The 26848-nt window shown below is 42.9% G+C and carries 27 protein-coding genes; 19 read left to right on the forward strand and 8 right to left on the reverse strand.

All coding sequences use genetic code 11. The features are described 5' to 3' along the window. Positions 1-105 precede the first annotated feature (105 nt). Positions 106-816 (reverse strand): TMEM165/GDT1 family protein, encoded by a 711-nt coding sequence (locus tag VK179_17115; protein HLO60475.1) that lies wholly within the window; start codon positions 814-816, stop codon positions 106-108. A 127-nt stretch (positions 817-943) separates the two neighbouring features. On the opposite strand from VK179_17115, the gene VK179_17120 reads away from it, so the two are divergent. After that, positions 944-1864, forward strand: a complete 921-nt coding sequence (locus VK179_17120; GenBank protein ID HLO60476.1) for a cation diffusion facilitator family transporter — start codon at positions 944-946, stop codon at positions 1862-1864. A 106-nt stretch (positions 1865-1970) separates the two neighbouring features. Then, a complete protein-coding gene (locus VK179_17125) occupies positions 1971-3299 on the forward strand; it encodes an OmpA family protein (GenBank protein ID HLO60477.1) in 1329 nt (442 codons plus the stop codon). Positions 3300-3436: 137 nt separating this feature from the next. On the opposite strand, the gene VK179_17130 is transcribed toward VK179_17125, so the two are convergent. Together VK179_17130 and VK179_17135 are read right to left on the reverse strand one after the other, a co-directional pair. Further along, positions 3437-4108 carry a DUF4142 domain-containing protein gene (locus VK179_17130; GenBank protein HLO60478.1) on the reverse strand — a complete coding sequence of 224 codons (672 nt, stop codon included), beginning with the start codon at positions 4106-4108 and terminating at the stop codon, positions 3437-3439. A gap of 264 nt (positions 4109-4372) precedes the next feature. Then, the gene (locus tag VK179_17135) at positions 4373-4873 is read right to left on the reverse strand and encodes a DUF4142 domain-containing protein (GenBank protein HLO60479.1); all 501 of its coding nucleotides are present in this window, start codon (positions 4871-4873) and stop codon (positions 4373-4375) included. Between the two features lie 210 nt (positions 4874-5083). On the opposite strand from VK179_17135, the gene VK179_17140 reads away from it, so the two are divergent. Both VK179_17140 and VK179_17145 read left to right on the forward strand, forming a co-directional pair. Further along, on the forward strand, positions 5084-5686 hold the full coding sequence (locus VK179_17140; GenBank protein HLO60480.1) for a class I SAM-dependent methyltransferase: 603 nt from the start codon (positions 5084-5086) through the stop codon (positions 5684-5686). Positions 5687-5739: 53 nt separating this feature from the next. Continuing rightward, positions 5740-6333, forward strand: coding sequence for a histidine phosphatase family protein (locus VK179_17145; protein ID HLO60481.1), 594 nt, complete (start codon positions 5740-5742; stop codon positions 6331-6333). Between the two features lie 387 nt (positions 6334-6720). On the opposite strand, the gene VK179_17150 is transcribed toward VK179_17145, so the two are convergent. Further along, entirely contained in the window at positions 6721-7611 is an 891-nt protein-coding gene (locus VK179_17150; GenBank protein HLO60482.1) for a hypothetical protein, read from the reverse strand. Positions 7612-7787: 176 nt separating this feature from the next. Between VK179_17150 and VK179_17155 the strand changes: the two genes are divergently transcribed. Continuing rightward, complete coding sequence (locus VK179_17155) at positions 7788-8174, forward strand: DUF302 domain-containing protein (GenBank protein ID HLO60483.1); 387 nt, start codon at positions 7788-7790, stop codon at positions 8172-8174. Positions 8175-8178: 4 nt separating this feature from the next. Continuing rightward, on the forward strand, positions 8179-9447 hold the full coding sequence (locus tag VK179_17160) for a metallophosphoesterase (GenBank protein HLO60484.1): 1269 nt from the start codon (positions 8179-8181) through the stop codon (positions 9445-9447). Here the strand turns inward: VK179_17160 and VK179_17165 are convergent. Further along, on the reverse strand, positions 9444-10634 hold the full coding sequence (locus tag VK179_17165) for a Xaa-Pro peptidase family protein (GenBank protein HLO60485.1): 1191 nt from the start codon (positions 10632-10634) through the stop codon (positions 9444-9446). The two genes, VK179_17160 and VK179_17165, sit on opposite strands and share 4 nt — an antisense overlap. A 93-nt stretch (positions 10635-10727) precedes the next feature. Here VK179_17165 and VK179_17170 point away from each other — a divergent pair, with 93 nt between their 5' ends. Next, a complete protein-coding gene (locus tag VK179_17170; GenBank protein HLO60486.1) occupies positions 10728-12383 on the forward strand; it encodes an alkaline phosphatase family protein in 1656 nt (551 codons plus the stop codon). Between the two features lie 183 nt (positions 12384-12566). Here VK179_17170 and VK179_17175 read toward each other — a convergent pair whose 3' ends face one another. Together VK179_17175 and VK179_17180 are read right to left on the reverse strand one after the other, a co-directional pair. Continuing rightward, positions 12567-15026, reverse strand: a complete 2460-nt coding sequence (locus VK179_17175; GenBank protein ID HLO60487.1) for a DUF5686 family protein — start codon at positions 15024-15026, stop codon at positions 12567-12569. Between the two features lie 63 nt (positions 15027-15089). After that, on the reverse strand, positions 15090-15800 hold the full coding sequence (locus VK179_17180; protein ID HLO60488.1) for a DUF5020 family protein: 711 nt from the start codon (positions 15798-15800) through the stop codon (positions 15090-15092). A 54-nt stretch (positions 15801-15854) separates the two neighbouring features. Here VK179_17180 and VK179_17185 point away from each other — a divergent pair, with 54 nt between their 5' ends. Both VK179_17185 and rsmI read left to right on the forward strand, forming a co-directional pair. After that, positions 15855-16595, forward strand: a complete 741-nt coding sequence (locus VK179_17185) for a hypothetical protein (protein HLO60489.1) — start codon at positions 15855-15857, stop codon at positions 16593-16595. Further along, positions 16588-17259 carry a 16S rRNA (cytidine(1402)-2'-O)-methyltransferase gene (rsmI, locus tag VK179_17190; protein HLO60490.1) on the forward strand — a complete coding sequence of 224 codons (672 nt, stop codon included), beginning with the start codon at positions 16588-16590 and terminating at the stop codon, positions 17257-17259. Before VK179_17185 ends, rsmI begins: the two co-directional genes overlap by 8 nt. A 21-nt stretch (positions 17260-17280) precedes the next feature. Here rsmI and VK179_17195 read toward each other — a convergent pair whose 3' ends face one another. Beyond that, the gene (locus VK179_17195) at positions 17281-18684 is read right to left on the reverse strand and encodes an alginate export family protein (protein HLO60491.1); all 1404 of its coding nucleotides are present in this window, start codon (positions 18682-18684) and stop codon (positions 17281-17283) included. Between the two features lie 54 nt (positions 18685-18738). On the opposite strand from VK179_17195, the gene VK179_17200 reads away from it, so the two are divergent. The 10 genes from VK179_17200 (at position 18739) to fabF (ending at position 26646) form a co-directional block, all read left to right on the forward strand. Next, on the forward strand, positions 18739-19185 hold the full coding sequence (locus tag VK179_17200) for a DUF1284 domain-containing protein (protein HLO60492.1): 447 nt from the start codon (positions 18739-18741) through the stop codon (positions 19183-19185). Between the two features lie 61 nt (positions 19186-19246). Next, positions 19247-19939 (forward strand): class I SAM-dependent methyltransferase, encoded by a 693-nt coding sequence (locus VK179_17205; protein HLO60493.1) that lies wholly within the window; start codon positions 19247-19249, stop codon positions 19937-19939. 1 nt (position 19940) lies between these two features. After that, positions 19941-20411 (forward strand): CoA-binding protein, encoded by a 471-nt coding sequence (locus tag VK179_17210; GenBank protein HLO60494.1) that lies wholly within the window; start codon positions 19941-19943, stop codon positions 20409-20411. Between the two features lie 5 nt (positions 20412-20416). Further along, positions 20417-21343 (forward strand): ABC transporter ATP-binding protein, encoded by a 927-nt coding sequence (locus VK179_17215; protein HLO60495.1) that lies wholly within the window; start codon positions 20417-20419, stop codon positions 21341-21343. Then, complete coding sequence (locus VK179_17220) at positions 21340-22506, forward strand: ABC transporter permease (GenBank protein ID HLO60496.1); 1167 nt, start codon at positions 21340-21342, stop codon at positions 22504-22506. The genes VK179_17215 and VK179_17220 overlap by 4 nt, the downstream gene beginning before the upstream one ends. Positions 22507-22607: 101 nt before the next feature. Beyond that, on the forward strand, positions 22608-22949 hold the full coding sequence (locus VK179_17225; protein ID HLO60497.1) for a DUF3795 domain-containing protein: 342 nt from the start codon (positions 22608-22610) through the stop codon (positions 22947-22949). Between the two features lie 3 nt (positions 22950-22952). Continuing rightward, on the forward strand, positions 22953-23435 hold the full coding sequence (locus tag VK179_17230) for a hydrolase (protein ID HLO60498.1): 483 nt from the start codon (positions 22953-22955) through the stop codon (positions 23433-23435). Positions 23436-23493: 58 nt separating this feature from the next. Continuing rightward, entirely contained in the window at positions 23494-24693 is a 1200-nt protein-coding gene (locus VK179_17235; protein ID HLO60499.1) for a pyridoxal phosphate-dependent aminotransferase, read from the forward strand. Positions 24694-24803: 110 nt separating this feature from the next. Then, complete coding sequence (locus VK179_17240; GenBank protein HLO60500.1) at positions 24804-25364, forward strand: TetR/AcrR family transcriptional regulator; 561 nt, start codon at positions 24804-24806, stop codon at positions 25362-25364. Between the two features lie 40 nt (positions 25365-25404). Next, positions 25405-26646 carry a beta-ketoacyl-ACP synthase II gene (gene fabF, locus VK179_17245; protein ID HLO60501.1) on the forward strand — a complete coding sequence of 414 codons (1242 nt, stop codon included), beginning with the start codon at positions 25405-25407 and terminating at the stop codon, positions 26644-26646. Positions 26647-26848 lie beyond the last annotated feature (202 nt).

Genomic DNA, 26848 nt, shown 5'->3' on the forward strand with positions numbered 1-26848 from the left:
CAAATACAACTTAAGTAAAATTAAGAATAATTTAAACATGGCAGGCAGAACCCTCAGAAATAATCCGACTCAGGCAGAGCTTGAGCCGAACAGTGTCGATCGAGGTTATAACCGGCTTAACTTTTTGGATTTTGAAATGAAATACATGAGAAACGGCATCAGCACTACCCCTGCAATCAGCAAAATGTGATGAAGCTGATCTCCCATCTTTAAAAGCTCGTCCAGGGTTTCATGTAGTCCAATAAAGCCAAAAATGGCAAAACAACTGGCGGCAAGCCATTTAATGAATCTGTCAGGCAATCTCTTATGAAGCACTCTTCCGGCAATTATGCCCACCGCATCGGCAATAATCATCCCGGTTGTCGTTCCCATCCAAACAGGTACTATTTGATAAATCCTGGCAACCAATCCGGTACCGCCGATTTTTATGGCCTGGTCAGCAGCCAGTGAAATCGTCATAAGCTGAGTTTTATCGCCCATCTCGGCTATGAAAAAGGCAATGGCAACGGTCCAGAAAGGACTCCTCCCTTTTTCTTTTTTGTCTTTATCCAGTTTATCTCCCCTGATAGTCCATAATGCAAAAAGAATAAAAGAGGCAGCGGCTGCAAGTTTGATCCACACCATCGGAATCACCTGTGTAATCATATTTCCGACAACAACAGCCATCAGATGGTTTACCAGTGTGGCTGCCAGAACTGCCCATAAAACGGTTTGCCACCTGTACCGGCATGCAAAAGCCATCGCAAGTAACTGGGTTTTATCGCCCATCTCTGCCAATACAACTGCAACCATTGCTATAAAATATGCCCCTGTCATAAAATGTGCTTATTTTGAGGTGGGTCAAAAATAATAAAAAAGACATTCAGTAAAGAATGATAGCCATTTTGCAAAAGATTGTTACTATGAATGAATTCAAGTACATTTAGACCGGATTAATATTTTGATGAAGACTTCAAAGAATAAAACGGCATCTGTAGTACACTATGCATGGCTTTCAATTGCAGCGGCGATACTGACGATTTCTTTGAAAGTTGCCGCTTATTTTCTGACCAATTCTGTCGGATTGCTGTCGGATGCCATGGAATCCCTGATCAATCTGGCCGGGGCAATCATGGCTCTCGCTATGCTCACAATTGCAATACGCCCGGCGGATGACGATCATAGTTTTGGCCACAGTAAAGCTGAGTATTTTTCAAGCGGGGTTGAAGGTATCCTGATTCTTGTTGCTGCCATTTTCATCGGGATTACATCTGTTGAACGATTCTTTAATCCTAAGCCTCTTGACCAGGTGGGCATTGGATTATTGGTATCAATAGCCGCTTCACTTATAAATTTATTTGTTGCCCTTACATTATTCAAAGCCGGCAAGCGGTTTAATTCGATAACCCTCGAGGCGGATGCCAAACACTTAATGACTGATGTTTGGACCTCAGGTGGTGTATTACTTGGCGTTGGTGCTGTTGTTTTAACCGGTTGGACAAGGCTTGATCCGGTTGTGGCATTTCTTGTTGCCTGCAATATCGTATGGTCCGGTGTGTCAATTATTCGCAAATCCGTTTCGGGACTGATGGATAAGGCATTAACCATTGAAGATCAGGATAAAATCAGGGCAATCCTGGATTCTTATAAAAAAGAGCATGTTGATTTTCATGCAATCCTCACCCGGCAGGCCGGAGCACGACAATTCGTTTCTTTTCATGTACTGGTACCGGGTTCATGGACGGTAATGCAGGGACATCAACTGCTTGAACGAATTGAAACGGACCTCCTGGAAGCGTTTCCGAATTTAGTTGTTACAACTCACCTTGAACCGCTGGAAGATCCGGCATCTTACAATGATATAAGCCTCGACAGAATTAAGTAATGTTCTGCACAATCATCTCTTCCCATGATGAAAATTTTTGATTAAATGCGTCTGAATGATTACATTTAAGCGCCCGAAGCTTATTACAAATCAATAATTTCTCATTATGAAAACTATTTTCTACCTGTTGATTATGCTTGTTTTACTAAGCATGCCCGTGCAAGCGCAAATCGATATCAAGGGAAAAATCAAAAACCAGACACTTAACCGAGCCAACCAGCGAACCGACCAGGCAATTGATAAAGGCCTTGATGAGGCTGAAAAAGGTGTGGTTAAAGCTGTGAAGAACGACAAAAGCAAATCGGATAATGATGAGGAGAAGGCTGAGAAAACCGAATCTACCGATGCCGAAGCCGTTGAAAGTAACGAAGAAAGCAGTGAACAGCCAGCCGAAGCTGCAAAGCCTGCTTCCCCTAAACTGGAAGCCTATTCGAAATATGATTTTGTGCCCGGTGAAAAAGTAATTTTCTTTGAAGATTTCAGCCAGGATGCTGTCGGAGATTTTCCTGCTTTATGGAATACAAACGGTTCAGCTGAGGTGGTTACTACAAACCTTTTTCCCGGCAAATGGATGAAATATGCCTGTGATGAAGCCATATGGACTGACCAGCTTCTTACACTGCCTGAAAATTACACGATCGAATTTGATATTATACCCACCAACGGTGAAGATAACGATAATATGAGGGGATATACTTTCCGCATGATACAGACCCAAAACCTGAATTCAATCGATGCCGGCTCAGTGCCGGGTAAAGCAGGCTTTATGTTTGATATTGCCTATTATGGAACTCCTTCGTACCGTGCTTACACCAATGATTACACCGGCTCGGGGGAACACCTGGATATCAGCGGACAGAAAGACGGAGACAACTACAAAGAACTTAAAGATCATAAATATCACATTGCCATATGGGTGCAAAAATCACGTCTCAGATTATACCAGGATGCCAATAAACTTTTTGATCTGCCCAAGGCATTTCCTTTTGCAAGCGCTAAAATGGACAGGATACGCTTTGATGAAGGCGCTGCAATGGTTAGCAATATCCGCATTGCTGTCGGCAACCCCGACATGCGCAGCAAGCTTCTTACAGAAGGAAAACTGGTAAGCTATGGGATTTATTTTGATGTGAATAAAGATGTAGTTAAGCCTGAATCCTATGGAACTCTCAAACAAATTGCTGCTGTTCTCGCAGAGAATCCTGACGTCAAAATAAAAATTGTCGGGCATACCGACAGTGATGGTGCCGACGCTGCCAACCTGGATCTTTCTAAACGCCGTGCGGCTTCAGTGAAGGATGAGCTTGTAAAATCTTTTGCCATCGACGGTTCAAGAATTGAAACAGACGGAAAGGGTGAAACCGTGCCCATTGCTACAAATGATACGCCGGCTAACAAGGCACTGAACAGGAGGGTTGAGTTTATTAAGGAATGAAAAATGAAAGAATGAAAAAATGAAAGAATGAAAAAATGAAAGAATGAAGGAATGAAGGAATGAAAAAAGGGGATTAAGGTTACACTTAATCCCCTTTTTATTTAATTCTTTATTCATTCATTTTTTTCATTTCTTCATTATTTAATCTGATCCTGGATTTTCTGTGCTTCGGCAAGGTGTTTCTTCAGAACGGGAAGTGTGCTGCTTGCCCACTGTTTTAATGTCGGATCTTCAAGATTGTCGGCTGCTTTTTCGAATTTGTCCACATCATCCTTATGATCTTTTACCATAAGATCGATATAAGCTTTGTCGAAATCTTTACCTGTCTTATCGGAAACATCCTCTATTTTATCCTGGTGTTCTTTCATAATGCTTGAAGAAACAGGAACACCAAGTTTTGAGGTAGCTGCCCTCAATTTAGTGTTGGCGTCACTGTGGTCTCTTTCCATCATTTTTCCGAAATCCTTGACAAGCTGGGAGGAAGCCTTCTGCTGTGCGAGTTTTCCAAGTTGAACTTCCATTAAGCCACCGCTTGCAGCTTCATTCAGAAATTCAAGGTCTTTGCCACGACGGTTTTCAACAACAGCGCCTGCACTGCCGGTTCCTGTGCCTGATTGTGATGCTCCGGCACCTGTACCTGTACTCTGGCTGGTAGTGGTATGTGACTTATCCTGTACTTTTGTTTTGTCCTGTGTGGCACTCTTTTCATCCTGAGTCTTTGTCTGTTTTGCGGGATCTGCATTTACCTGGCTGAAGCCTACTGCAGAAATCATAAGAAGACCCGATGCTAAAAACAATATTTTTTTCATATCCATGTGTTTTAGTTTATTTGAACAGGCAATAAGAAAAATACATGCCATTCCTTTTATATATTAATAATCAATTGTAAATCAAAACAATACATTGCAATGTTTAAAATACGTGTTGTGGAATGTGAAAGGTGAACCCCAGTTTAACTCCACATTTCCACACAAAAAAACCGGCTTACCTGTACCCGCATTAGACCAAGCCTCACGACTCATTTAACGATGCGGATATCCGGATAAGCCGGCTATAACAACATTACTGCTAATTTACTTGCTTTCCTTATTCTTCAGATTTTCAGCAAAGACAACATGCTCCTTTAAAATTGAAAGAGTTCCATCGATCCACTTTTTCAGATCATTGCTGTTCACTTCATTTCTGACCTTTTTCATACGGGTTATATCTTCATTATGGAGCTTCAGCATGTAGTCAATGTATTCCCTGTCAAAATTTACGGATGTGCTATCGCGAAAGCCGGCAAGATTGATCCTGTCCTCATCCAGCATTTTTGAAGGAGGAGACATTCCAAGCTTTACACTTACCCCCATCAGGGATACATTTGAATTCTGGTAATCTCTCTCAACCATCCGGCCGAAATCCCTGAGGCGCGGATTTACCGCCTTTTGTTGTGCAAGGATTCCCAAATCAATCTGCATCAGGTTCCGGCTTGCTGCTTTTTTAATGAAAACAGCATCTGTTGGCTCATTCTGTGCTATAACCGTGAGATATAAAAACAGCAAAGCACACATAAAAAACGAAAGATGCTTCATGATGCTTTTTCATTAAAGCATGAAAAAACTGTGCCAAGTAATGTCAATCAACAGACCCAGAGTAATATAGCATATTTGAAGATGAATATACGTTGTTGAATGAGCAATGAAGACCACATATTTCTACAACCATCCACACATAGGATAGAAGTTTAAAGGTTTAGAAGTTTAGGTGTTTAGGTGTTATCTTTGTTGTTCTAATTCTTATTAATGACTATGAATGAATTCGACAGTAAGGCCAGGACATGGGACATGGATCAGAAGCATGTTGACCGTGCTGAGGCTATCGCCGCTGCGATGTTGAAGCATGTTAAGCTGAGCCCCGATATGAAGGCACTTGAATACGGCGCCGGTACCGGCCTGTTAAGTTTTCTTCTGCGCGACGAATTTCAATCTATCCTGTTAATGGATAATTCGAAGGAAATGATAAGCGTTTGCAATGATAAAATTGACTTCTATAATGCGAAAAATATCATAGCGCTTTATTACGATCTTGAAAACCATGATTACCCGGGCAAGTTTGATGTTATTTTTAACCAGATGGTGCTTCATCATGTCAAAGATCCTTCCGCTTTGCTTCAGAAATTTCAAGGTATGCTCAATGATCACGGGCAGCTTGTAATCGCCGATCTTTATGAGGAGGATGGTTCGTTTCACGACGGAGATACAGACGTTCACAAGGGATTCAATCCGGATGAATTGTTGAAATCATTGCTTACAAAAGGCTTCAGCAAGGGCAACTTTACTGAATGTTTCAAAGTCAGCAAAAATGATAAGTTATACCCGGTTTTCCTGCTTGTTGTTAAAAAATAGGATGAATAATATCAATTATTTCCGGAATAATAATTGATATATTCACCGACCAGATGGGCGATCCTTCAAACATAACTCGCATATGCCTGATCAGGCACGGTGAAACGGACTGGAATGCGGCAGGACGACTGCAGGGCAGGGAAGACGTCGAACTGAACGACCTGGGAAGGGAGCAGGCTCTTGAAGTGGCCGATTATTTTAAAACCGGCAACTGGAATGAAATTGTGTCAAGTCCGCTTAAACGGGCCTTTGAAACGGCTGAAATTATCGCAACTCAGCTGGATCTGCCGCATATTATGGTTCGTGAGAACCTTGTTGAAAGAGATTATGGCCAGGCTTCCGGACTTTTACCAGAAGAGAGGAAAAGCCGTTTTCCTGATGGGATGATTCCGGAACAGGAAGAATTCGAGCATCTGAGGAAAAGAGCTTTTGAAGCGTTGAATGAAATTGCTGCCGAACTAAAAGGTCGTAACATCATTGTGGTAACCCATGGTGCTTTCGCCAATTCCATTCTTTACACCATTTCAGGGGGGGAGTTTGGCAGTTTTAAAACACGGCTTAAAAATGCCTGCCTTAATCTTATTGAATTTGACGGTGCAGAGTGGGAGGTTGTGTTTTATAATAAAACGGCAGAAGAACTGATTTAAAAGCTAAGCGTAGTTTGTTATGTATAACGTCAACTTAAGGCTTATTACTGTACAGTTAATTAATGGTTTAAACCACGGAGTGGTTTAATTTGAATAGCGCCGGCTGAAAGCCGGTGTAAGCGAATATCCAATACATACAATACTTCTAACCACGGAGTGGTTAAATGTAAACATAACGGTTGAATACCGTTGACTGATAGTTTCACTTGTTCAAATTCAACCGCTAACGCGGTTGTGAAAACAACAAACGCCATAACACCGGCTTTCAGCCGGCGCTATTCACATTAATCCGCTAACGCGGATTTTAGCTTAAGTTGAAGGCTATGGTCACAGACTTCGCCTGGCATAGCAATAAAAAACCCCGGCGTGAAGGCCGGGGCTGTTCAATCAATTCCACCTGTGTTTTCTTTGCCTGAACTGAAAGTTGTAATTATACTGGTTGCCGTCTTTTTTAATTATCACTTCATGGCTGCATCCGTCACCGGCATAATCAATTGTGAAGTTGCCTCTTACACTGTTCTGAACATCAATGGTACCGCCAACTATACCATACCGGTAAGGAGTTTCTGAACACGGAACCATTACCAGCGGATTGGTGATTGTTCTTGTATAGTTTTCACCAAGTACATTTTTACCACTTGCCGAACCTGTAACAAAAATGGTATCGTTAAGCGGGTTCATATGTAGAGCCCATTCCCACATATGGCTTGCATTCCTGGTTATGAAAGTGTCGTTGCTGAATGTGACCTTTCCGTTTTCAAGTTCAATGCTGATCTGAAGCCTGAGTTTATTGTTCCAGCCTTCATTTGTAATGGTGCGTGTACCTTCAATCTTTGCGCCGTTGTAATAGAAATTGTTGAAAGTCATCACATGCTGTGCCTGCGGTATAAACCATCGGTTTGTTATGGTGAGGATAACCTGGCCCGAGCGGGTGATGGTATCCCCGTTGAAAACTGTTGAACAACCATCGCCGAAATCAATTGTGATCACTTTCGGAAATGTTGTGCTGTCAGGATGATCTACAGTTACCGTATAGCAAACTTCTGAAAATGTTGATTTCAGTGCTGATTCGTTATAACCATTATCATCAAGGGTTTTAACCTCTGTCATAGCCAGATTGTCAAGTTCGTCATACACGGCATCCACATAAGCTTCATCTTTTGCCAGTGCAATATCAGTTTTTGAAATGTTTCCATCCTGATCCTTTGTGCAGGACCATCCGGCGAATACCAGTAACGAGATGAAAAATAAACCGGAAAAATGCTTTCTCATTTTCATGGGTTGTTTTTTTAATTAGTAATAAATTTATACGAAGATTAATTTTGTGTTGTTTGAGAGGTTAGATTGTAAATTTGTTTAAAGGTTTAAAACAAAAGATTATTTTTTTTGCTATTAACTTATACAAAGACGGTTAGTGAGGTTTGAAAAAGAATGTAACCAATCAGTCATATTATATGGAATATTTTTTCAGTAAAATTTTAAGTGCCGGTTTTGAGGATTCCATTTCAAGAGTAGTGGAATGCTTAAAAACAGAAGGTTTTGGAATTGTCAGCGAAATTGACATGCAGGCGAAAATTAAAGAAAAGCTCAATAAGGATATCCGGAAATACCGCATCCTGGGCGCCTGCAATCCTTCCTTCGCCTATATGGCTCTTCAGAGTGAGGAAAAAATCGGTGTGATGCTTCCCTGCAATGTAGTTGTAATCGACAGGGAAAATGGCACAACTGAAGTTGCTGCTGTTGACCCGATGGCTTCCATGATGGCCATACAGAACCCTGACCTGGCCAACATAGCCTTCCAGGTTACCGAAAAATTGAAAAGCGTTGTGAACAAGCTCTGACAAGATGCTGGCGAAAATTGCTGTTGTTATTGTTCTGCTGATTCCTCTTATTGAGTATTATTGCTATAAGGCAATTCAATTGGTTGTTGAAAATGTTAGCCGAAAAAACAGGTTAATCATCCTGGTTTCATATGCCCTGGTTTCTTTTGGAATCATCTGGGCCCTGTTTTCATTCCGTATGTGGGCAACCACCTCCTGGCCGTCGCATTTCGTAAGGATTATTACCGGTTCACTGATTTCTCTGTTCTTCGGCAAGTTCGTGATCTTTTCCATTATGCTTGCCGGTGATATCCTTCTTTTTATAAGGATGATTCTTGAATGGATTTATGCTTTACCCGGCCATCTCAGGAAAGGTGAGTCACTGGGAATTAAAAAAATGACCAGATCCCGGTTTATTGCCTATACGGCACTTGCGGCAGGGGGATTGCTTGTGGCCGGTCTTGACTATGGAATGACAAATAAATACAGGTACAGGGTAAGAAGAATACAGGTTCCGATCAATGATCTCCCGGAGGAACTAAACGGATTGCGTATTCTTCAGCTTTCCGATATTCATACGGGCAGCTTTGATAATATTGAAGCTGTTGATCACGGGATTGACATGGCTCTTAATGAAAAACCAGATCTGATACTTTTTACAGGTGACCTTGTAAATTACAGATCGGATGAAGCCGGGCCATACCGTCAAGTGTTCAGGCGTCTGAAAGCACCGCTGGGCGTTTATTCTGTCCTGGGCAATCATGATTACAGCGACTACCTTACCTGGCCTGATGAACAGTCGAAACAGGAGGATTTTGAAAAGCTGAAGCAATATGAAGAATCAATGGGATGGACACTGCTCACCAATCAGCATGTGATTTTAAACTGGAAAGGACAGGATTTTGCATTGATCGGTTCGGAAAACTGGAGTACCCATGCCCGTTTTAAAAAATACGGCGATTTAAAAAAGGCTACAGAGGGACTGGAAAAATATAAATTGCCTCTTAAAATTCTTATGAGCCATGACCCGTCGCACTGGGATGCGCAGATAAGGCCATATTACAGCGATATCAACCTTACACTGAGCGGCCATACCCATGGAATGCAAATGGGAATTGAAATTCCGGGATTTAAATGGAGCCCTGTCAAATATCTGTATAAACAATGGGCAGGACTGTATCATGAAGGTGATCAGTACCTTTACGTAAACAGGGGCTTCGGATTTATCGGATATGACGGGAGGTTAGGCATTCTGCCTGAAATTACGGTAATTGAAGTGGTGAAAGGGGTTTAAACCACAATCATTCCCCTGTTTAGCCCGGTAATGCAACGGCCACCGGCGGGCGTTACAATAAATGTATTTTCGATACCCACCATTCCGCGGCCTTCAATCCCTTTTTTAGGTTCCAGGGCAAGGACCATGTTTTCTTCCAGAGGCGAATCAAACCCTTTGGCAATTACAGGAACCTCGTCAATTACAAGACCTATCCCGTGTCCAAGGAATTTCACCTGCCTGTAGCCGAAACCCATAAAGTTTCTGAGAAATTCAGGAGAAAGGCTTTTCATTGTGTCTTCATAAAGCACGGACGGTATGGTGCCCGGCCTGAGCTGCTCTGCAAGCCGGTCCTGCAGGTCAACACATGCCATATGCTGAGTCAGCAGGTTGTTGTCTGGTTTTTGCCCAAAAATATACACAACCGTTTTGTCGGTATGGTAGCCGTCAATGCCGAAGCCTATATCAATAAAGACAAGATCGCCCGTTGCCAGTTTCCTTGTCCTGCTTCCGAGAAGGGGAACGGCTGGACTCATCCCGTAATTGCCTCCCGGCCCGTTGAAGCTTGTCGGAAACAGGCTGCTCTCGCCAAATGCAATGTGTCCGATAGCTATTTCAGTATCGAGCATCCCAAAACGGGCTATGCCGTGATGTCCCTGTTTCAGCATTTCTTCATACAACTTTCCGGCCAGGTCAACTTCTGTCATCCCTTCTTTAAGCAACAGCGGAACTTTTTCTTCCAGGACAACCCTGTGCGCTTCTCCTGAACGAATCATGATTTCGAGTTCATATTCACTTTTTAAGGAACGGATACCAGCAATAACCGGGTCGAGGGGCATGACATCGGTAAACGGGAAATATTTCTGAAATCTTTTAAGAAAGGCAAGGGGCAGAAATTCCGTTTCTACATGCATTATACCGGGTATGGTGGCATACGCAGCCGCTGCATCACGAAAACTATCCATTGGCCTGATCACGGGAAACAAGGATTCATTCTGCGCCCTTTCAAAACTGCGCCTTACCCAGAATACGGGATCTCCTTCAGGTGTGATCAGCAACATTCCATCCTGCATAGTTCCGGTGAAATAGAACAGGTTAATCTTGCTGAAAATGGCAGCCATTTTCCAGCCTTCATTGTGAACATTCATCAGTTGCCTGAAACGATTGATTCTTGAAGTTAGCTCAGACAGGGGAGTTTTAACAAACATGGTGACTTTTTTAGGAATTCATTTTATTAAAACAAAACAACAATACTATATCTTTGCCCGTTCACTTTTTGTATTTCATTTCAAAGATAACATATGCACAAGATTAATATATTTCTGCTTTCCTGTATTTCCGGTTTCCTTTTGTTTTCTGCTCCTGTCCGTTCCCAGAATTTCAAAATTCCTTCAGAAAAGCCAAAGCTTATTGTAGGCATTGTAGTTAGCCAGATGCGGTATGATTATATACAAAGATTCTGGGATAAGTTGGATGACAATGGATTCAAATTACTTGCCGACAGGGGCACCTACTGCCGGAACACTCGTTTCAACTACCTTTTCTCGCAGGAAGGTGTCGGACATGCCAGCATATCCACAGGCACAACACCGGCCGATCACGGAATCGTAGGCAGGGAATGGTACTTATACCTGCAGGATAAAATTGAAGGAAGTACAGAGGACCAGCAATACAAAGCCGTCGGGGGTGATGTGGATAACGGGCATTACAGTCCCAAAAACCTCATGTGTACCACATTCGGCGATGAGCTCAGGTTATCCAACAATTTTACATCTAAAGTATTTTCAATTTCTCCGGATCCCGCTCCCGGAATATTCTCGGCAGGACACACCGCTAACGGCTCTTACTGGTTTGATCCGCGGACCGGAAACTGGATTACAAGCACCTATTATACCGATACCCTTCCGAAATGGGTAAATGATTTCAATGCAAAAAAGTTTCCCGACATATACCTTAAAGAAAACTGGGAGACTTTGCTGTCGATCGACAAATACACGGAAAGCCTTCCGGATAAAAACAAATATGAGACGGGACTGAAAGGTCAGACTACTTTCCCGTATATACTTGCCGACCTGTCTGAAGTTAAGAAAAACAGGCTCGATTACAGTCTGCTGAATAAAACACCTTTCGGATTTACCTATACGAGTGATTTTGCCGTTAACCTGATTGCCAACGAAAAACTGGGTGAGGATGATGTGCCTGATGTGCTGATGGTATGTTTTACCGCTCTTGAAAACATAGGCGATCTTTTCGGTCCGAATTCTGTGGAACTTGAAGATGCCTTTCTGAGGCTCGATAAGGAACTGGCGCATTTCCTGAGTTTTCTTGATGAGCAGGTGGGCAAACAGAATACGCTCGTATTCCTCACTTCCGATCATGGTGTGGCACAGGTGCCGTCGTACCTGAGCGACAGCAAAATTCCGGCGGGATATTTTAATAGCAATGGAGCCATCTCGTTGTTGATGAGTGCTCTCAACAATACGTATGGAAAGGGCGAGTGGATAAGGGCATACCATGCTCAGCAGATTTACCTGAATCACACACTTATTGAGGATTCCAAGCTGTCGCTTACCCAGATGCAGGATTATATCGCCCAGTTTATGCTGCAGTTTTCGGGGGTTGCCAACACGGTAACATCACGGACAATGCAGACAGCAAACTTTACAGACGGCGTATTCAGGAAAATTCAGAATAGCTATAACCAGAAGCGTTCGGGTGATGTGATTATCAATCTTAAAGCCGGCTGGGTAGAAAAAGGAGAGGCTTCCACAGGAGGGACATCATCCTATTCCTATGATTCAAGAATTCCGCTTATATGGTATGGCTGGAAACTCGGCCGTGGCAATATAACCCGCGAAGTGGATATCATTGATATAGCTCCAACGATATCAACATTCCTGAACATAACCTATCCGAACTCCTGTACCGGTACTCCGATTTATGAGCTGATGCAATAGCCGCCTTGCGAGCCGTCATTGCGAGGAGCCAGATATTACTTTGATTATATCAGGATATAGATGCGACGAAGCAATCTGCCCGAACAGGTAAAACATATCCAAACGTGATTGAATTAACACCGAACACCGAACACTGATTTTTGATTTAAGAAGTTTTCCCTAACAGATTAACAGACAAACAGACTAAAACGAAAACTGCATACTGGCCCTTATCCCGAACGGGCTTGTGTGCGGATGATCGAGGTAAGAGAATCGCCAGATGGCATCCACCCTGAAAAGTTTGAATATATTTTCAATACCCAAACCGGCTTCATAATAGGGCTTGTGAAGGGCAGACAAACCCTCGGGAAATGCCATTACTTTCCTGTTTTTATCCGACAGATTCCCGTAAAGAATATTACAGCTTGCCACTTCACGCCAGTGCAACCGCCGGATTAGCGGTATTCGGTTGAGGAAAAACCCGTTGAGATGTTGTTCTGCCCATATGCTGGCGTATTCATCACTTACGAACTCATAATAGTTCATCATATTGAACGAAAGCGGGTCATAGGCATAGGTTTCATTTCCTTCATGAAGCTTCAGAAGCGGATAGGGAAGAGTGCCGAACACTTTCCCGATTGTAACCCTGTACTTCAGGTAACCAAAAGGATTGGTTTCCATTTTGTCGGATATCTTCAACCTGATCTTGTAATATTCATACTGGCTTCCAAAAACGCCTTTAGGACCGTATGTCAGATCCAGGTCAAGTGTCGGATAGGATGATCCCAGGCTCTTTCTTTCAAATTTTCCCCATACGAATTTTTCCCTGTAAGCAAAATGTGTACTGAGTGTTATTTCGGCCGATGTCACGGAGGGCTGAGAAAGAGTATCAAACACATCTGAAATATGATTGAAGGGGATATACTTGGTTGAGTAAATAGACTGCCAGTTTACTTTCAGTGTGTTTGAAAAGCCCAGGGCCCACTCATGTTCATAAAAGGCATTGAACTGATCAACCATTGTGAGCTTGTAATTCGGGTTCCTGCGGAGAATGGAGGTGAGGTAATTGTCATCAAGGAATGCGTTTTCACTTTTACCCAGTTGCCGGATATCGTGAAAATATGAAACAGTGGCTGTCCTCCGGGGATTGGTATTAAACATGTACTGTGTATACAAACCGTATTTGAAGCGGTTATCGTCGAAACCATAAGCCACATGTCCGCCGAACATTACCTTTGTGCTGAATGCATTGCTTGTACGACCGCCAAGACGTAAACGGGGACCTTCAATGACATTGGAACTGAACGTAGTATAATAAGGCCCTATTTCAACAGGTCCCGCCACTATGTAATAGTTGGCAAGCATATTCACAACCGTGTTGATTGTTTTGAAGAAAGGCACTTTCTTTACGGAATCAACCATTGAATAGATTTTGCTGTCCTCCCCGGTCAGTTCTGTCTTGCGGTTTTCTTCCCAGAATTTATCATCCTTGTCGATTTTGTTTTCAAGCAGATATGTGTCCGTCGTCATCTTTTTCACAGGCTCCGGAACCGGTTCGTTGAGTTGAATGCTGTCGTATACAGCACTTTTCCTGCCAAAGAAACCATATGTTTTTTCAGCCAGGTTAAAATCAATTATAAGATCCTCGCTGGTGAGAAACCAGGTTGTGTCATTTATCTTGTCGTACTTGTAGGTGGCTACCATGTCTTTCAGCAGGTTCAGGTTGACATCTGCCGAAACACGGAGCTGCACCTGCTTGATGGCATAGCTTGTATCAGCCACCCAGAAAAAACCATGAAATGTCCGCTCCTGTTTCCTTTTCGGTTTAAAGGCAATCTTTCGGCACCATGTACCATCGATGAAAGCGCTGTCTTCGAGAAAGTATTTATAATACAGGCGACCGACTCCGGCAATGGGGCTTACAAATCCCGGATCAAAAAAGAATATGAAATCATCATAAATATTGAGTTGCTGGTACATTTTGCCGGTGTATTGCGACACTGTCTTATTTTCAATACCGCTTATCTTAAATCCTTCAATGACTTCACGGTTTACAGGAGGATTTTTTGAACGGTAAATTTTCGACACCGTTTCAGTAATCAGCAGTGGCAGGTAGTTCTTGTTGAAAACCTCAGAAGAATCCATGTAGTCAAAGACAAAGCTGAAATCCTTCAAAAGCCTTGAGTCTTTGAAGTTTTTATCAATATTATTCAGGTCAAGTCTGAGCTTGGTGTAAGCTTTAAACTGGTAATCGCTTAACCGGGCAGGATTATTCTGTTTTTTGTGTTCATTTATTTTCTTCAGAATTTTAAAAGCCGGATTTTCACCGGGTGTGACTACTACGGCATCCAGGGCAATGCTTTTAGGGACCAGCTTGATCTCGAGGTTTTGCGTTTTTCCTTTTTCAACATGCAGTTTCATAACCTCATAGCCAAGGCTCGACACCAGCAAGGTATCCGTTGCTTTGTTTGTATTGAGAAAAAAAGAACCGTCGGTCTCACTGATTGTGCCAACAAGGCTGTGCTGAAAGCCGATATTTACATAAGGAATGGGCTGACTGGTTTCAGCGTCTGTAATATTACCCTTAATGACAGTATTCTGAGCAAGGACAGTGATTCCTGACCAAAGAAGAGCCAGCAGGGTAACAGGTATTTTTTTGTTCATTCTGTAAACGGGTGAACGATCAGTTGCAAAGGTAAGTCAAAGGAGATAAACTAGGTTGCTAAATTAAAATTCCCATCGCACGGCCAGGGTAGGCGAGAACTGCCAGTCGTTAGGACCCACGGGAAAATTCCGGCTTATTTCCACTTCACCGCCCAACCCGATTTTTTGTGTAACAAGGTACCATATCTGTGGTTCAGACTGAAAAACAAGTTCTTTTTTATCGGGATCAAAAAATTTGTCCTGTGACCAAAAATCGGCATACCCGGTCAGCAGGATTTTTCCTTTAAAGACAGGCTGAAACCATACAAGGGTAAACTGGAAATCGGGTGACCGGGCTCCTCTCGCAAGCCGGCAAAGCCATTGGGTGGTCAGGACAAAGCTACCTAATTTGACCGGATGACTGAATCCCGTGAGAAAGACACTGTTGTAAGTGAAGGCGCCCAGCGTATCGGTGGACACGGGGAAAGCTCCAAAGCCGTCATTATACTCAATATGAAAAGTAAGCTCATCGAAAAATTTTTTATCTCTCAACCCGGGGATATAAAATTCTCTTGAGATTTCCCAATATGCGCCAGACATGCTTCGGGGATGGCCCGGTAAATTGTAATCGAAATCAACGAACCAGAATGTTGAACCCAGGGTGTCAGGTTTAAACATTTCAAGCGTTGAAGTTATAAATTTCCGGTCCTTACCGAAATCATAGTGCACCTGTAAATTCTGAGCACTCACTTTTAAGGCTAAAATTGCGGGGAACAGTAAAATTAACTTCTTCATTTCACGTTAAAAAAGAGGTCAAAAATACATTATTTTTACAGAAATATATTGGATATGAGTTACCGGCATACTTTGGAAGCTGCATTGGAAAGCCTTTATGAAGTGGAGGATCTTTTGAAAGGATTCTCCGACAACAATCAGGTACCACCTATCGAAATTGATCTTGCTTTGCAGAAATTGCGGAATCTGTATGAATTGTTGCTGCTGATCAGGGGAATTGATACGTTGCCGCAGCATACCAAACAACCTGTTACATCACCTGATAGAGCCGACGCACCTGTTAAGGAAGATAAAACACCTGAACCGCCAGAACAAAAAAAAATACAGGTCACTGAACCTGAAGCAAAACCTCCGGAGGTTATTACAGAGAAAATTAAGGAAACGGTTGTGGAGATTAAGGAAGCATATATTGAGAAAAAGGAGGAAACGGTAAAAAAATCGAGGGCTGAAAAAAATATGCAGACTCTTGCCGATCAGTTCCGCGACAGAACAACGCTGCTTGAGAGCCTGCATCAAACGTATGGCCGCGAATCGGAACACACGGCTCATATCAAACCGGTATCCGACCTGATGGCCGCCATAGCGCTGAACGACAGGTTTACATTCGTTCGTGAACTGTTCAATAATGATAAGACTGCTTTTGAAAATGCCATCGCCGTTCTGAATAATTCGGCCAATTTCAATGAAGCCTACAATTTTATGAGTCAGCAATTCAATTGGGATATGGACAGTGAGCCAGTGCAGATGCTACTTGATATAATCCGTCGCAAATTCATAAAGGGCAGGCATGAGTAAATTATTTGTAGTTCCCACACCTGTAGGAAACCTTGAAGACATTACACTGCGGGCAATACGGGTTCTGAAGGAAGTAAGCCTGGTGCTTGCGGAAGATACAAGAACAACACGTAAACTGTTCACTCATTATGGAATTAATACCCGCCTTGAATCCTATCATATTTTCAATGAACATCAGAAAACCGCAGAACTGGCTGATCGAATAGCTGGCGGAGAATTGACCGCGCTTGTAAGCGACGCAGGAACGCCGTCTATTTCCGACCCCGGATTTATGCTGGTTCGTGAATGCCTGAAAAATAACATACCCGTTGAATGTTTACCCGGAGCAACGGCATTGATCCCGGCTCTTGTCAATTCAGGTTTTCCAAGCGATAAATTCTGTTTCGAGGGATTTCTGCCCCATAAAAAAGGTAGGCAAACAAGGCTTAAACAGATGGCTGAAGAGGAACGGACTATCATTGTGTATGAATCACCGCATCGCATCTTACGTACATTGCAGGAACTAAAGAATGTAATGGGCGAAACAAGGCTGTGTTCAGTATCCCGTGAAATCTCAAAAGTGCATGAAGAAAATGTAAGGGGCACTTTTGATGAGCTGATTGCCCATTTCTCAAAGAGTGAACCGAGAGGGGAGTTCGTGGTGGTGATTAGTGCGTGTGAATAGTGATTAGTGACTGTACCGGCCTTACAACCTGTAATTCACCCTTAACGAAAAAGCGGTTATATTCCTGCCGTTGCCGGTATTACGGATGTAGTTGCCGGCGGTGAAACAGCCTCCGTAAAGCAGGATGGCTATGTGTTTATTCGGCACATAAAGCAGATCGAATGCTGCGCCGTTCAGAATGTGGCGGCCGAGCTCAATTCCTTCCTCATTTTTTATTCTTGTCATTTTCCGCATGTCCGACGGATACATGCCGTCATTTCCCGATAACCGGTTTACATTCAGATATCTCAATATTAGGGTAAGGCAGGGCGAGAACATGAATTCAGCTTCAGGTGAAACAAGCACAATGTTTGCCGGTCCCACCGGTGTCAGGTCATAAACCGGAGGTTTTGCAGATACCGGCCTGAAAGTATTCAGTTCATTATCATTAGCTTTTTTGTCGCCTGAAAAAGCTGATGCTCTTAATGTAAATTTCGGTTGAAAAATGGCTTCATTAAAACGGTATGAAACCTGGGGTGAAACATGCCAGGCTTTTACGTTGCTTTTGCCATGCTTCCCATTCTGAAGGGTTATTTCTATTTCATAATTAAGATTGCCTTTTATCCGCGCAATGCGTGTTCCCAGGTAATTCCTGGTATCATCAGCAGTATCGGATGCAAATATGGCGTTGTGAAATCCGGCATTGAAGTAATATAATTCGGCCTGATGGTTTTGAATGGCTGACGATGAAAAATACGCGCCGTAAATATGTTCCTGTTTCCGTCGTGAATTATCGAAGACGCCCGGTTTATACAGTACAGGCTGAACAGCCATCAGATCCAGTTTGTACTTACCTGCATTCAGGGCTGCCTGTACTCCGTCGAAATTTTGCCTGATTGTCGGGCCGTCACGAAGTGCCAGGATCCTTTCCGCGCCATAACTCAATTCCTGCCTTCCGGCCCTTAGTCTGAAACCCAACTTTCCTTTGAATTCTAAATCCGCAAAACCCTGCATCACACCCAGATCATCCCTGTCAGCCTTATGCAGTTCAGGATTACGACCATTGGCATGACAACTGTTGAGTTGGATAAAAAATCGAAGCCAGCTGTTAACCATGATATCAGTGTGTAGCAGCAGGCGGTGCTGCATGTAAATGTCCTCATCATCCGAACCGGTTGGCACATCTCCGAAATTGACATGACTGAAATACCTGAACTGCTCCCGGTCTTCACCACCGAAGGATATTGAAGGGTATGCCGAAGATGAGGGATGGATATCTTTGATGAGCCTGTGCACCTTCCAATCGGCCGAATCATTTGAAAGTTCTTTATTGTTATCATTGGCCCTCATGGCAGGAAGGAAATGACTGATCTGTGAAAAAAGCAAAGAATAATGCAGTATAAGCAGAAAAAAAATCAGTAAAATCTTTCGGCCTGATGCAAGCATGCACTTATATTATTAAATTAGCAAAAGGTCACGAATATAATTAATTTTTAAAGAGTGCTTCGACTAAAGCCCCATCATCTGATTGACATAATCAGGAACATCGGTCATCAGCGACCGCTTGTGCCGCATGATTACGGACATGCGCAACATTCCATTACGCGCAGTATACTTGAAGATCCCAACCAGGATATTCATTTTGTTCTTGAAGCGGATGATCTGTGTTCCCCCTGTGTACACCTGAAAAACGGTACATGTGATGATCTGCTGCCACAATTCTCTCATCCTGTATTGAAGCATAATTACAATAATGAACTGGATCATATTCTCGTAAGGTTTTTTGAAATAGCCGAAGGTTGTATACTTCCGCTTGCGGAATTTATCCAGCTTGTTGAGGAAAACCTCGAAGGTCTTATTCCCCTGTGCACCCACCCCGGCGAAAGCTATGAATACCGTCGTGAAGGGTTGATGAAGGGGATAAAAATTCTCAGGACTAAATTGTAGTTTTCGGAATTCTGGATTGTTATAAGGAAATCGCTAATTTTAGACCCGCTAATAATTTTATATGACTGAAATAAAACCTATTACAATGCCGGGAACGCATCAGCGGTTCCTTGAATATTTTAAAAAGCAGGCGGAACCCGTCAGTTGTAAGGCTCTTGATATGGGAGCCGGTCACGGTGCCTTCAGTCAGCGTTTGTTCAACATGGGTTATGATGTTCATGCCTGTGATCTTTTTCCTGAAATTTTTGAATTCGATAAGATAGCGTGTACGAAAGTTGATATCACAAAACCTTTTCCCTATCCGGATAATACGTTCGACCTGATCATTGCCATTGAAGTGAGCGAGCATATTGCCGATCATGAAATGTTTTTCAGTGAATCAGGCAGGGTACTGAAACCCGGAGGCCGGCTGTATATTACCACTCCAAACATACTCACACTGAAATCAAGGATACGATTCCTTTTTTCAGGATTTTTCCTTGCTTTTAAACCGCTACAACTTGATAATTATGACGGGCTTCAGCATATTTCATCTTTGACATTGGATCAATACAATTACATTGCAGTGAAATATCACTTTGATACTGCTGATCTGTCAATCGACAGGGAACAAAGCACCTCAAAATGGTGGTTGTTTTTCCTGTTTCCTCTTATATGGCTGTATCCTAAAGTGAAAAAAATCAATCCAAAACACAATACCCGTAAATTATTACTCGGGAGACTACTGTTCCTGAAATTCAAAAACCACAAATAATATGAATACAAGACAAATTATTGACATTTTCCTGAATGAGAAAAAAATGGCTCTTGCCGGTGTTTCTCACAATCCCAGGAAGTTTGGTTTCCTGCTGTTTAAAACCGCAAAGGAAAGGGGCTTTGATGTTATTCCTGTAAATCCCAAGGGCGGAAATCTTGAAAACATTGATGTGGTGAAAGCCGTGGCCGACCTCGACAGCAGCGTTCAGAACCTGCTTATCGCAACCCATAAAAGGGATACCAAAAAAGTCCTTGAAGAAGCGATTGCAAAAGGAATTAAAAATATATGGATACAGAACGGATGCGAGTCGCCTGAAGCCCTTAAACTCGCAGCAGAAAAAAACATAGACATCGTTTCCAAAGCCTGTTTTCTCATGTACGCTGCGCCAAAAGGCATGCACAAATTCCACCAGACAATTGCCAAATGGACAGGTAAGTATATGAAGGAAATGGTTGTGTCAGTAAACTGACAACAATGAAACCAATGGTGGAAGTTGACCGGGTTGTGAAAAAATTCGGCGACTTCACTGCCGTAAATGACCTCAGTTTTACGGTTGAAGAAAATGAAATTTTCGGCCTGCTTGGCCCCAACGGTGCAGGTAAAACAACAACAATAAATATGATTTGCGGTTTGCTTTCTCCTTCAGTGGGAAGCATCCGTTTTCCCAAAAATGGCAACAAGTTCCAAAAGTACGGTATAGGGTTTTGTTCCCAGGAGAATATACTTTATCCCAGGTTAACCTGTTTTGAACAGCTCGTTTTTACAGGGAATATGTTCGGTATCCCGGTGAAACAGGCACGCCGCAATGCTTTGAAACTACTGGCTGATCTGGGATTGTCCGATAAAACAAATGCCATGGCCTACGGACTTTCAGGTGGTATGAAACGCAGGCTTAACATTTGCCTGGCCCTGATCCACGACCCGGAATTGCTCATACTTGATGAACCTGAAGCAGGCCTCGATCCGCAAAGCAGGATACTGGTCAGGGATTATATCAGGAACATGGGAAATCAGAAAACCGTTATCCTTACCACGCATAATATGGATGAAGCCGACAGGCTTGCGGACCGAATTGCCATCATGGATTACGGCAAACTGCTGAAACTGGATACGCCTTCGAAACTGAAAGCAACAGTGGGTAGCGGAAACTTACTTGAATTATTTCTGAAGGGATCTCCAGAAGCCATTCTTGCATTTAAAAATAAACCTGAAATTGTTCCAAGGCTTGTAAACCCTGAATCTTCAGAAATTCTCCTAAGGCATGAAGATTTTACAGAGGTTTTTACCCTGGTGAATGCGCTTACAGCGGATTGCGGAATAACCATCAGTGAATTCAGGCTTCGTGAGAATACTCTCGAAGATGTTTTTATTCAATTAACCGGCAGAACCCTTCGGCAATGAAACTATTCAGTGTTATTACAAAGAGCTTTAGAGAGCAGGTAAGAAGTTACTGGGTGCTGCTTTTGTCGCTCATCATGGGGCCGTTCTTTATATTTGTCTATTACCTCATTGTGGAATCATCAAAGCCCGGTTATGATGTGCTTGTCCTGAATAATGACAAGGGGTACGTTACAGGTAATTTAAGCGAAAACATGGGCCGCTCGGCCATTGCCTACATTTCTGAAAGCATTGCCGATTCTTCATTTATTCCTGTCCGTTTAAAGGAAATAACAGACAGGGAAACAGGCATTTCAAGTATAAAAAATAAAGAATCGGATGCCCTCATTATTTTTCCCCCGGAATTTTCTTCGCGTATCCGTGAAAGGATAAACAATGATTCAACAGGGGGCATACCCGTTGAAATTGTCGGTGACGTTACATCCGCCGGTTATTTGCTTTCGGCAATATGGGTGAATGAAACCATAAACAACTACCTGAACGAGGCGACAGGTAATAAAAACCTGCTGGATGTACACGAAACCGCACTGGGATCGTCAGCAGGAATGGATGATTTTGATATGATCGTTCCCGGCCTGCTTATCATATCTCTTATTATGCTGATGTTTACAGCCAGCATTGCCTTTGTATCTGAAGTGGAAAACAAAACCATTTTAAGGCTCAGGCTTTCAGATATAAACGCATGGGAATTCCTCGGAGGAATAGGATTTGTACAAACCGTTGTAGGAATTCTTTCGATGATTCTCACCCTGTTAACTGCTGTTTCACTTGGTTTTGATTACCGGGGTTCTTTATGGATCATGCTGCTTATTGCAGGACTGACGAGCATATCCATTATTTCATTCAGTCTTATTATCGCCGCTGTAACCAAATCGACCAATGAAGTGCTTATTGTGGGCAATTTTCCCATGTTTTTGTTTATGTTTTTTACAGGTGCCGCTTTTCCGATGAAAGCACAACCCCTCTTTACTTTTGCCGGGTACCCGGTATCGGTTCAAAGCCTCATGTCACCTGTGCATGCCATTTCCGCCCTGAATAAAACACTGGTTATGGATATGGATGTCATAAGCATTGTGCCTGAGATCGTTTCACTTGTTCTACTCAGCATTATTTATTTTCTTATTGGTGCTTATATTTTTAACAGGCGTCATCTAAAACTTGCCTGAAAGTTCAAATTTCTTCCATAATATTTGGAAGTAATTCTGAATTGCTTATATTATAAACAAAATTTTTGATTATTATCTAATCATTTAAACGTTACCCTATCATGAATAAAAAATTTATAGCCTGTTGCGGGCTGAATTGTGAGGTTTGCGATGCTTACATCGCCACAGTGAATAATGACGATGAACTCCGTAAAAAGACTGCCGAAAGCTGGCAGAAAATGTTCAATGTGCCTTCCATTCCTTACGAAACGATTAATTGCACAGGATGCCGTGAAAAAGGCGCCAAAATTGCGCACTGCAGTGAATGCCAGGTAAGGAATTGTGTCATCAGTAAAGGATTTGAAACGTGTGCCGATTGCGACGAACTGGGAACCTGTAAAATCGTGGCCCAAATCCATCAGTATTCACAGGAAGCTCTTGAGAACCTTAAGAAACTCAATTAAGCCATGGCTGCACAAAAACCAGAAACCGAATGTTGTCCGCGTTATGTGCCTGAGAATTGGGATGACAAAACGCTTGAATGGCAACAAAAACAGTTTGTAAAAGCCAGTGTCAGAACGTTTATGTTTATGCCGCTGAATTTTGGGAGTGTTATGCGCAGGCTGAATAAGAAACTGCAGGAATCAAATATAAATGTGCCTGACTGGCTGTGTCTTTCAGATCATACATCGAAGTGGAACATGGATTTGTACCTGGCTGTGGATAAACCGGTAACAGGATTGCAGAATACAACACTCAGCGGCAAGTTTTATACCAGGGTTTATGAAGGACCGTTTAAGGATACAGCAAAATGGTGTGATGATTATAAGAAGATTGCCGGAGAAAAAGGTATGGAAATTAAAAAATGGTACATGTGGTATACCACTTGTCCCGCCTGTGCCAAAAAATATGGAAAGAACTATGTTGCCATAATGGGCCAGGTAAATTGATTAAAAAGTATTCCCCGAAAATTGTTAGGTGAAACCCTCAATCTTTGCTGCAGTCGTCATGAGACGACTGCAGTTTAAGGATAAAAATCCTTACTTTAGTGCCTCAATTTACAGCACTATGAACCCGGTTCTTTCCCAGATGACTCCCTTTATTGTGATGGAGGTGCTGGAGAAGGCAAAAGCAATGGAACAACAGGGAATTTCCGTTATTCACCTCGAAGTGGGTGAACCTGATTTTTCAATGCCGTCATGCATTTCTTCGGCTTCTCATAAGGCTATTGATAACGGTCATACCCATTACACCCATTCGCTCGGTGACCTGTCATTGCGTAAAGCGTTGACTGTTTTCTATCACCGCGAATATAATGTTGACGTCGATCCGGAGTGCATCGTGATTACATCCGGTTCATCGCCTGCAATACTGATGATGCTTATGACTCTTTGCGATGCCGGTGAAGAAGTACTGATTTCGAACCCGGGTTATCCCTGTTACAGGAATTTCATCCTGTCGTGTCATGCCGTACCCGTTGATGTGCCTGTAAGTGCATCAAATGATTTCCAGTTTGAGATAAGTCAAGTGATGAAAGCCAGAACAACCAGAACCAAAGCCATTATGGTTAATTCTCCTATGAATCCTTGCGGAGTGCTGGTTAAGGATGATGTATACAGGCAGCTTGTGGATACAGGCATACCGGTAATATCCGATGAAATTTACCATGGACTGGTATATTCCGGCAAAACAAGGTCGGTTCTTGAATTTTCACCAGAAGCAATTGTTGTCAGCGGATTTTCAAAACGGTTTGCCATGACGGGTCTCAGGCTGGGTTATATTATTGCTCCCCGTAAATATATTCGTTCCCTGCAAATCCTTCAGCAAAATCTGTTTATATGTGCACCTTCGCTGGCCCAGCAGGCTGCTGTTTCCGCACTTGAAAATTCAGACAGTGATGTAGCTGCTATGAGAAGAACATATGATGAACGCCGCGTTTATATGTTAAAACGACTACGGAATATGGGATTTGAAATAGAAGCCGAACCCCAGGGTGCTTTCTATATTTTTGCGAACGCATGCAGATTCACATGCGATTCATACAAATTTGCTTTTGATGTCCTTCAAAATGCACACGTGGGCATAACGCCGGGAACCGATTTTGGCACCCGTGGCGAGGGCTATGTGAGGTTCTCCTATGCCAATTCCCTTGATCATATCAGGGAGGGAATGGATCGCCTGGAACGGTATTTAGTGATTAGTGATTAGTGATTCGTGACTGGTGACTGGTGACTGGGAAGTAAGACTAATCACCAGTTACTAGTCACTTTTTTTGGAAACTTACTTATTAGTAAGTATATTTGCATCAAAATTCAGCTATGTCGGTAACCCGTGAACGAATACTTGAGTTGGGTGAAAGCCTGATCCGGACAAAGGGTTATAATGCATTCAGTTACCAGGATATCTCATCGGAGCTAGGCATAAAGAACGCTGCCGTTCATTATTATTTCCCCACAAAAGAGAACCTGGGCACCAGTATTGTCAAAACCAACATCCTGCGATTTGAAGAGATGGTTGAGAATTTGCAAAGCCGTGATTTTGATGAATGGCACCAGATGGAAACATTTCTTAAGATTTATAAAAAGAGCCACCGTGAACAAAAGAAGTGTATCATTGGTGCGCTGAGTCCCGACTACGCCACGCTGAGCGAGTCAACGCAAAGGGAGCTGAAGAAGATGATTAACCTTGTGCTGAAATGGCTTACCGAACTATTGGAACGGGGAAAGACAAAAAAAACTTTTATCTTTCATGATGATGCGGCCACAAAGGCTGCACGGATTTTATCAAGCCTGGTAGCGAGTTTGCAGCTGAATGATTTAATTGAAAGAATGGACTACAAGATTTTTTGCCAGTCCATCCTTGATGATCTTAAAAGTTGAGATATCCTTGAACTATTTACATACCCGTCAATTTCAAATTATGAAAAGAGCAGTAATCACAGGTCTGGGTGCCGTTACACCTGTCGGCAATACGGTGAATGAATTCTGGAAAAACCTGGCTGGCGGTAAAAGCGGTGCCGCAATGATAACCCGTTTTGACACCACCCTGCACAAAACCAAATTTGCCTGCGAGGTAAAAAACTTTGACCCTGTTGAATATATGGAAAAGCAGGAAGCCAGGAAACTCGATTTATTTGCACAATATGCGATAGCTGCATCGGAACAATGCATCCGGGATTCGGGTATTGATCTGAAGTCAGTCAACCTAAACCGGGCGGGAGTAATTATTGCCACGGGGATAGGGGGATTGCAGACAATGGAGGACGAATTTGCTTCTTTTATACAGAGCGGGAGGAATCCAAGGTTCAATCCCTTCTTTATTACCAAAATGATTTCGAATATTGCTTCGGGGCAGATATCCATCCGCTATGGCCTGCATGGAATCAGTTATGCACTCACTTCGGCCTGCGCCTCATCCAATCATGCCATAGCGAATGCACTTGACCTGATACGTCTGGGTCGGGTCGATTTTATGCTTGCCGGGGGATCGGAAGCCACAATCACCGAATCCTCCATCGGCGGCTTTAATTCGATGAAAGCCCTGTCAACCTTAAATGATTTTCCTGAAAAAGCATCAAGGCCGTTTGACAAAAAAAGGGACGGATTTGTGGCCGGTGAAGGGTCAGCAGTACTGCTGATCGAAGAACTGGAACATGCACTGGCCAGGGGAGCACATATTTATTGTGAACTCGCCGGATATGGTGCTGCTTCCGATGCGTTCCATGTTGCAGCCACACATCCTGAAGGACTGGGGGCGGTGCTTGCCATGGAAGGAGCCATTGCTGACGCGGGAATAACACTTCATGATGTTTCATATATTAACGCCCATGGCACATCAACTCCTGTAGGTGATGTAAGTGAGTGCAAAGCCATTGAAAAAGTATTTAATGGCGCTTTAAAAAACCTGCATGTAAGCGCCACCAAATCGATGACCGGTCATTTGCTGGGTGCGGCCGGTGCTTTAGAGGCTGTTGCCTGTATAAAGGCAATTGAAAACAACACGGTTCCTCCCACAATAAACCTGGATGAACCGGATGAGGCCATCAATCCTGAACTCAATCTGACGCCCAACAAAGCTGTAAGTAAACCGGTAAATGTGGTGCTGAACAATACTTTCGGTTTCGGCGGGCATACATCCACAACGGTATTCAAAAGGTATTAATGCTGAAACACTGACAGGTCTCCAACGCTGTCAGGTTTTACACCGGAACTAACCTGTCAGCGTCCGATAGGACCTGACAGCGTTATTTAATTGAATTAATCCACTAAAGAAAAATTATAAAACGCTGACAGGTCTGCGACGCTGTCAGGTTTTACACCGGAACTAACCTGTCAGCGTCCGATAGGACCTGACAGCGTTATTT

It is taken from the genome of Bacteroidales bacterium (assembly GCA_035299085.1).
In the GTDB taxonomy this organism is placed as follows: Bacteria; Bacteroidota; Bacteroidia; order Bacteroidales; family UBA10428; genus UBA5072.